Genomic DNA, 1,750 nt, shown 5'->3' with positions numbered 1-1,750 from the left:
TTCCATTTTAGAGATTTGTTTAAGATAAGATATAACTCATTGAGATGTGTCATAGTATTCGTCGTTAGAAAACAATTATTGTGACATTATTTCAATGAGTTATCTATTTTTGTCGTGTACAGAGATTTGAACGTGACGGTGAAAAGTTTGCCATTATTGGTCTGACCATTGCCGACAAAACCAAAAATGCCTCTCAGCCGAACAGTGACACTACGTTTGCCAATGAAATTGAAGCGGCTCAACAGGAAATTGATCGCCTGAAAGCTCAGGGTATTCACAAGATTATCCTGCAAACCCATACTGGTTTTGCCCTGGATCAGCAACTGGCTGCGGCTTTAACCGATGTCGATGTGATTGTCGGCGGTGATTCACATACCTTATTAGGTCCGGACAGTTTAGAGGCGGTCGGCCTGAGTCCGAGTGGTGCGTATCCGACCCAAGCGCGAAATAAAGATGGTGATCTGGTCTGTATTGCCCAGGCCTGGCAGTACAGCTATGTGGTGGGTGATTTAAAGGTCAAGTTTAATCCGCAAGGTCAGGTGGAACAGTGTAGTGGCACACCGCACATTTTAGTGGGCGATGACTTTAAGCGTGAAAATACCGAGAGCAAACAGTTCGAAGCCTTAAATGCAACCGAACAGGCGGTGCTACTGGAGCGTTTTAAAGCGACGAATATTCCGATGCAGGTGGTCAGCCCATATACCGCGACCTTAAATGTGCTGCTGCCATATCAACAACAGAAACAGAATTTTGCCAGCACGGTGGTGGCTCAGGCAACCGATAACCTGTGTTTACGCCGTGTACCGGGGATACAGCGTGATACCAGCCGTTCTAGTCTGGGCGATATCTGTAACCAGAATCCGCATGTCATTGCCCATGGCGGCGATATTCAGCAGATGATTGCCGAAGCCTTCTTGCAACAAGGTAAAGTGTACTTTGATGCCGATCTGTCATTCCAGAATGGTGGTGGGGTGCGTGTGGATGTCGCGGCAGGTCCAGTCACCGTAGAGAAAATCTATCAGGTACTGCCATTTAAAAATACACTGGTCCGTTTGGATATGACTGGTGCAGAAATTAAAGCCACGCTGGAAGATGCGATTAGCGGTGTGGTCGAGCAGAGAAATACTGGCAGTTATCCATATACTGGTGGTTTACGCTGGCAGGTAGATTTAACCCAGGCCAAAGGGCAGCGTATTAGCCAGCTGGAAGTGCGTAATACAAGCGGTAGTTATGAAGCACTGGTCTTGGATCGAACCTATAAAGTGGTGACTATCGACTTCCTGGCCAATGGACAGGACTACTATAGCAGCATGAAAGAGGTGACAGGCGAGCGCCGTATGGACGTGGGCCTTGATTATGCCGAAGCGTTTTTACAATATGTGGAGCGTTTACCGGGAACAACCGGACAAAAAGCGCTCGGTAAATTGCCAACAGCGGATTACAGCACGCAGAAATTTACTGAATAAGATAAAAAGAAAGACAGCAAAAAATCCCGTTCGCGGGATTTTTTCTTTTGAATTGTGCAAAAAATAAGTGAAAAACCGGTTTTTTTAGCTGTTTCGTAGAAAAAAGATACATACGTGAAAAATAAAGTGAATTGGGGCTTGCAATGATTCTGAAATCCTCTAGAATGCACCCCATACCGACGAGATAAACGAAAACGAACGAAGCACGAAGTGCTGAGTTGTTAAGTTTATTAAGTCCAGCTTCTGGCACTGACGAGGTGTTGGAAAGATCATTAAGAGATTAT

1 pseudogene is annotated in these 1,750 nt (G+C 45.5%); it reads left to right on the top strand.

Annotation, left to right across the window (positions count from 1 at the left end):
- Window positions 1–119: 119 nt before the first annotated feature.
- Window positions 120–1,466, top strand: a pseudogene (locus tag FTT64_RS14560) (bifunctional UDP-sugar hydrolase/5'-nucleotidase); the annotation flags it as partial.
- Window positions 1,467–1,750 lie beyond the last annotated feature (284 nt).

Source organism: Acinetobacter sp. Q186-3 (genome assembly GCF_013420655.1).
GTDB classification, from domain to species: domain Bacteria; phylum Pseudomonadota; class Gammaproteobacteria; order Pseudomonadales; family Moraxellaceae; genus Acinetobacter; species Acinetobacter indicus.
This window is presented reverse-complemented; position numbering and strand designations above follow the sequence as displayed.